The organism is Mesorhizobium sp. M7A.F.Ca.AU.001.01.1.1, assembly GCF_004022735.1.
In the GTDB taxonomy this organism is placed as follows: Bacteria; Pseudomonadota; Alphaproteobacteria; order Rhizobiales; family Rhizobiaceae; genus Mesorhizobium; species Mesorhizobium ciceri.
Genome location: NZ_RZPF01000450.1, coordinates 1 through 5,501, shown reverse-complemented (window position 1 = coordinate 5,501; position 5,501 = coordinate 1). Strand labels below are relative to the sequence as shown.

5 protein-coding genes are annotated in these 5,501 nt (G+C 62.5%); 2 read left to right on the top strand and 3 right to left on the bottom strand.

Features of this window, described 5'->3' with window-relative positions:
• Both EN884_RS23950 and EN884_RS23945 read left to right on the top strand, forming a co-directional pair.
• A partial coding sequence (locus EN884_RS23950) for a gamma-glutamylcyclotransferase (protein ID WP_206617629.1) occupies window positions 1-367 on the top strand: 367 nt, incomplete at its 5' end.
• A gap of 196 nt (window positions 368-563) precedes the next feature.
• Window positions 564-1,715: an acyltransferase gene (locus tag EN884_RS23945; protein ID WP_063168671.1), complete on the top strand. Its 1,152-nt coding sequence runs from the start codon at window positions 564-566 to the stop codon at window positions 1,713-1,715.
• On the opposite strand, the gene EN884_RS23940 is transcribed toward EN884_RS23945, so the two are convergent.
• Genes EN884_RS23940 through EN884_RS23930 form a run of 3 tightly spaced genes read right to left on the bottom strand, consistent with a single transcriptional unit; the run spans window position 1,702 to window position 5,476 of the window.
• The gene (locus tag EN884_RS23940) at window positions 1,702-3,681 is read right to left on the bottom strand and encodes a glycoside hydrolase family 127 protein (protein ID WP_063168670.1); all 1,980 of its coding nucleotides are present in this window, start codon (window positions 3,679-3,681) and stop codon (window positions 1,702-1,704) included. The two genes, EN884_RS23945 and EN884_RS23940, sit on opposite strands and share 14 nt — an antisense overlap.
• Before the next feature lie 14 nt (window positions 3,682-3,695).
• Window positions 3,696-4,553 (bottom strand): carbohydrate ABC transporter permease, encoded by an 858-nt coding sequence (locus EN884_RS23935; protein WP_013530524.1) that lies wholly within the window; start codon window positions 4,551-4,553, stop codon window positions 3,696-3,698.
• Entirely contained in the window at window positions 4,553-5,476 is a 924-nt protein-coding gene (locus EN884_RS23930; RefSeq protein ID WP_063168669.1) for a sugar ABC transporter permease, read from the bottom strand. Before EN884_RS23930 ends, EN884_RS23935 begins: the two co-directional genes overlap by 1 nt.
• Window positions 5,477-5,501 lie beyond the last annotated feature (25 nt).

Below are 5,501 nucleotides of genomic sequence, written 5' to 3'. Positions count from 1 at the left end.
GTGCCAGGGCATGGTGTTCGAGATCGCGGAACCGGTGGCGGCCAACCTCGAAGCGCTGCTGCGCCGCGAAATGACCATCCTGCCCGCCGTCAACGTGCCGCGCTGGCTGCAGGTCAGGACCGAAGGCGGCCCATGTCGCGCGATTGGTTTCGTCGTCGATCCCGCCAATCCGCGTTATGCCGGCAAGCTCGACAAGCAGGCGATCGCGGCGACGCTGGTGACAGCCGTCGGTCATTGGGGCTCGGGCGCGCAATATCTATTCGAGACGATCCGCCACCTCGAAGCCTGCGGCATCCGCGACCGCAATCTGTGGCGGCTGCAGGAACTGGTGGCGGAAGAGATCGGGCTGACCGTCGCCCAGAAGTGATCCGCCCAGAAGTGATCCGCTCAGACGCGGCACGCTTCAGTCGTGTTTGGCTCCGGATGCTTGCAGGCCACAGCACCTTGCGAAGCAAATCTCTGATTTCGTAAGTCTCCGCAGTGAAGGTTTAATGAATTGAAAACAGTTCTGGGCCAACGATGACCTGAACACCGGCGCAGGACACGGTGCGCGTGGACCAATCATGAAATCCTCGACCGGAGAGCACTACCCAGCGCTGGATCATGTTCGTGGCCTGGCGGCCTTTCTTGTCTTTACCTGGCATTTCCTTCATGCTTCTCCTGAAGGCCCCGTGCCTTATGATTTCGTGCCGGCTCTTCCTATCTTCAGCGTTCTGGATGAAGGGCATACTGGCGTTTCCCTGTTCATGGCGCTTTCCGGCTACCTGTTCGCCAAGCTGCTCGATGGAAAGCAGATCAACTATCTGCCCTTCTTTGCCAACAGGGCCCTCAGGCTGCTTCCGCTTCTCCTGGTCGTGCTATGCATCGAGGCCTGCCGCAGGTACGTGGCCGGCCAGTCCCTCGACGGGTATTTCACGGGCGTCGGATTGGGGTTTCTTTTTCCCACCCTCCCGAATGGCGGCTGGTCGATAACGATCGAAGCGCACTTCTACCTGTTGCTGCCGTTCTTGCTGATGGTATCCAGGCGGTTTGTGTTCGCGCCCTTGCTGTTCATCGCGGCAGCCATTGTGCTGAGGTCCGTCCTGTATGTGCAGATCGGCGAAGTGCAGTCGGCGGCGTCCGCAACCATCATAGGCCATGCGGATCAGTTCCTGGCCGGCATTCTTGCCTTTCACCTGCGTGCCCACGCGAAGAACCAACACTGGCTGGCGCTGGCCGTTCTCATGGCTTTTTCGGGGTTCTTCTGGTGGTTCGATGCAGCCGGCGGATTTTACCAACTGGGCCGCTATCCGTCGCCTCATTGGATATGGATCATCCTGCCGACCCTGGAGGCGGCAGCCTATTCATTCGGCATCGCCTACTACGACACGAGCTTTTCGAGAAAGCGAACAAGCCCGCCGTTCAGGGTACTGGAGAAGGCTGGGGCCTACAGCTATTCGATCTATCTTCTGCACCTGTTCTTCGTCATGCAATTGGCAGCGTTCATAGACACGAATGTCATGAGCATCAGCAATTTCTACGTCGCATGCCTCTGGTCCGCATTGTGCTTCGTGGCGACGATCCCGATCGGCTATCTCAGCTATACCTGCGTCGAGGCGCCATTCCTGCGCCTGCGTCTGCGCTATATGGACCAAAAGCCCGAAACCGCGGCATCGACCGCGGCTGAGCTTGGATCGGTCATCGCCGATACACCGACCTCGTTCAGCCGTCCCTGAGCCATACCAGCATCTCGCCGGGCTCGCGGTTGTCCCAGGCGAAATAGGGAATGGCGGTCAGTCGCGTCTCGGCGGTGGCCGGCGGCTCGGGCCTGTAGAGCCCGTCCTGCCAGCCGTCGGAGACATCGGCAAGTGCCGCGGTCGACAGCGTCACCACGCCGCCGAGAAGTTCCGGCCGGTGCTGCGCTTCGATGGTGGCCGTCCGCGGCAGCGTCAGGCGATGCGGCTGGCTGTCATTGTCTGATGCCTCGACGCAATAGATCAGCGGGCCGCGTGACAGCGCGACGCGGCCAGCATCCTGGCGCACCTGCGGGTTGGCATAAAGCCGCTCGATCGGCATTTCGAGATCGAGCCGGACATTGTCGCCCTTTTTCCATGTCCGCTTGATCGCGGCGTAGCCGTCGCTGGTGATATCCGCCAGCCTGATGGCTTCGCCGTTTATCTTCAACCCGGCACTGGCGCTCCAGGCGGGAATGCGCAGGTGCAAAGTGAACTCGACCGGCGCCCGCGGTTCGAGCATGATGTCGACGGCGCCGTCCCAGGGATAGCTGCTGACCTGCGTCAGGCTCACCGGGACGCCCGATATATCGAAGCGCCCGGTCGAGTCGCCATAGAGGTGGACGGCCAGCGCATCGTGGGCCAGGCTGTAGAAATAGCTGCCGATCGAGGCGACCATGCGCCCGATATTGGGCGGGCAGCACGGGCAGCGGTGCCACTTCCACCTGTTGTGCTTGCCCCGGCTTTCCAATGGATTCTCGTAGAAAAACAGCGAGCCGTCGAGCGACAGGCCCGAGATCGAACCGTTGTAGAGGGCGCGTTCCATCATGTCGGCGTAGCGCGCGTTCGGCCCCATGCCGAGCATGCGGCTGGCCCAGAACACCAAGCCGACCGCCGCACAGGTCTCGGCATAGGCGCTTTCGTTGGGCAGGTCGTAGTCGCTGGTGAAGCCCTCATTGTGCGCCGACGGCCCCAGTCCGCCAGTGATGTAGAGACTCTTGGTGGTGAGATCGTCCCACAGAAGGTCGAGTGCTGCTCGCAGCGTATCATCGCCATATTCGGTCGCGATATCGGCCATGCCGGAATAGAGGTACATCGCCCTGACAGCATGGCCGACGACCTTGTTCTGTTCTCGCACCGGGATATGCGACTGGCTGTATTCATAGGTCTTGAAATGATAGGCCTTCGGGTCGGCGCCGCGGGCGCGGGCCTCCTCGTCGAAATAATGCGGCTGCTGACCGCGCTGGTCGATGAAGTATCTGGCCAACTCCATATATTTCCGCTCGCCGGTCACCCGTGCCAGCTTGACCAGCGCCAGCTCGATCTCCTCGTGGCCGCAATAGCCCTTCTTCTTGCCGGGCTCCGGGCCGAGTACCGACGCGATGTGGTCGGCATAGCGGCACATGATATCGAGCAGCTTGCGTTTTCCCGTCGCCTGGTAGTAGGCGACCGCGCCCTCGATCAGATGGCCGGCGCAATAGAGCTCGTGGCAGTCGCGCAGATTGGTCCAGCGCTTGCCGGGCTGGATGCGTTGGTACCAGCTGGAGAGATAGCCGTCCTCCTGCTGCAGCCTGCCATACATGTCGATGACGGCGTCGATCTTCTTCTCCAGTTCGGGATTCTTGCGCCGGTACAGCGAATAGGCCGCGGTCTCGATCGTCTTGCCGAGATCGGAATCCCAGAACATCTGCGTGGTCACCGTCGATCCGGTGAATTCCGCGCCCTGGCGGTCGGCTTCGTCGGGAGAGGGCGAGTGGAAGGGGATGACTATGCCGGGCGAGGGACGGTCCGGATCGATCTGCTCCAGCATGCGGGCCTCCACGCAGCGCTCGTAAAGGATATCGGCGGTGCGGGCGGCGACAGCGTCGGCGCGATCGCCCCAGAAGCCGTGCACGTCGACCTGCGGCACCGGCAGCGGGCGGAAGGCGAGCTTCGGTTTCCCGGTTTTTGCGGATGGCGATGCGGTCATGAATTTACTCCATTCTATTTGACGGCCCCGGCCATCAGGCCGCGGATGTAGAAGCGCTGCAGCGCCAGGAACAGGATGAGGCACGGCACCATCATCACGGTGACGCCCGCCTGCACCGCGCCCCAGTCGATGGCGCCGAAGCGGCCCGACTGCAGTGCGGTCATCATCACTGGCAGCGTGAATTTGGATTGGTCGGTCATCAGCACGAGGGCGGCGAGGAATTCGTTCCAGGCGCCGAGGAAGGCAAACAGGGCGATGGTGACGACGCCCGGCCAGACCAGCGGCAGCATCACCTTCCAAAGCATGGTGAGATTGCCGGCGCCGTCCATGCGGGCGGCTTCCTCGATCTCGCGCGGCACTGCGTCGAAGGCGTTGCGCATCATGAAGATCGAAAACGGCAGTTGCAGCGTCACATAAACGCCGACCAGGCCGGTCAGCGTGTTGTGCAGGCCAAGCTTGGTCAGCACCAGGAAGATCGGCGTCAGGATCGACTGGAACGGGATCATGATCGTCGACAGGATGAGGATGAAGAACAGGTCCTTGAACGGAAACCGGAACCGCGAAAAGCCATAGCCGGCCAGCACGCTGACGGCGACCGACAGCACCACGGTCATCACCGAGACATAGATGCTGTTTTGGGCCGAGACCCAGAGCCCGTCGCCGAAGCTGTTGAGCGTGGCGTAGTTCTCCAGCGAGAAGCCTGATGTCGGCCAGGGCGGCAGCGGCGGCAGGCGCGCTTCGGCCGCTGGCTTGAACGCCGACAGCACCGCCCACACGATCGGCGCGGCAAACAGCACCGAGGCGACGATGCCGGTCGAATGCTCGCCGATGCGGCTCAAGAGCCGGCGGTTGCGGGAAGCGGCCTGCGCCATCAGTCGAGCCCCTCCGGCTTGCGCAGCAGCCACAGCTGGACGAGGCTGAGCGCCACCAGGATCACCAGCAGCACCATCGACAAAGCCGCGCCGTAGCCGAGCTTGAACGACACGAAGGACTGGTTGAAGATCCAGTAGACCGCCGTCAGCGTCTGGTTGCGTGGGCCGCCGCGCAGGATGATGTAGAACTGGTCGAAGGCGAGGATCGAGCCGGCGACCGACAGGATCAGGGCCAGCGCCAGCGTGCGGCGCATCAGCGGCAAAGTGATCGCCCTGAACCTGGCGAACGGATCGGCGCCGTCGATGACGGCCGCCTCCTGCAGATCCTGCGGGATCGATTGCAGGCCGGCCATCAGAATGATCATGGTGAAGCCGGCGACCTTCCAGACGACCATGGCGATGATCGACCAGAAGGCCGGCTGGAAGGTGGCCAAAAGGTTGAACTTCCTGTCGATCAGGCCAAGGTCGTAGGCGGCCGGGCTGAACAGGCCGGAATCGACGTTCAACAGCCATGACCAGAGCAGGCTGGCCGAGGCAAAGCCGACAACCGCCGGCATGAAGAACATCGTCCGGTAAAGATTGGTCAGCGGCCGCGGCCGCTCGACGAACAGCGCCAGCGGAAACGCCACCACGAAGATCGCGATGGTGACGATCACGGTGTAGTAGGCGGTGAAGCGCAGCGCGTTCCAGAACCGGGTGTCGCGCAGGATGGCGACATAGTTGCCGAGGCCGATAAAGCTGTGCTCGCCCATCAGGGGCCAGTTGTGCAGCGACATCCACGCCGTCATGCCGAGCGGGATCAGGAAAAAGACGACGACCAGCGCGACAGCCGGCGCGACATAGAGCAGGCCGATCCATTGGTGGCGGCTGGCGACCTTGCGGGCGCGGGGCGGGGCAGGGGTTGCTGCGGTGATGACGGTCATGGCTGCGCGCTCGATGCTATTGGGA

Excerpts from the sequence above, each read along its gene's own strand:
- EN884_RS23945 (WP_063168671.1), top strand. The coding sequence starts at position 564 with ATGAAATCCTCGACCGGAGAGCACTACCCAGCGCTGGATCATGTTCGT.
- EN884_RS23940 (WP_063168670.1), bottom strand. The coding sequence starts at position 3,681 with ATGACCGCATCGCCATCCGCAAAAACCGGGAAACCGAAGCTCGCCTTC.
- EN884_RS23935 (WP_013530524.1), bottom strand. The coding sequence starts at position 4,553 with ATGGCGCAGGCCGCTTCCCGCAACCGCCGGCTCTTGAGCCGCATCGGC.
- EN884_RS23930 (WP_063168669.1), bottom strand. The coding sequence starts at position 5,476 with ATGACCGTCATCACCGCAGCAACCCCTGCCCCGCCCCGCGCCCGCAAG.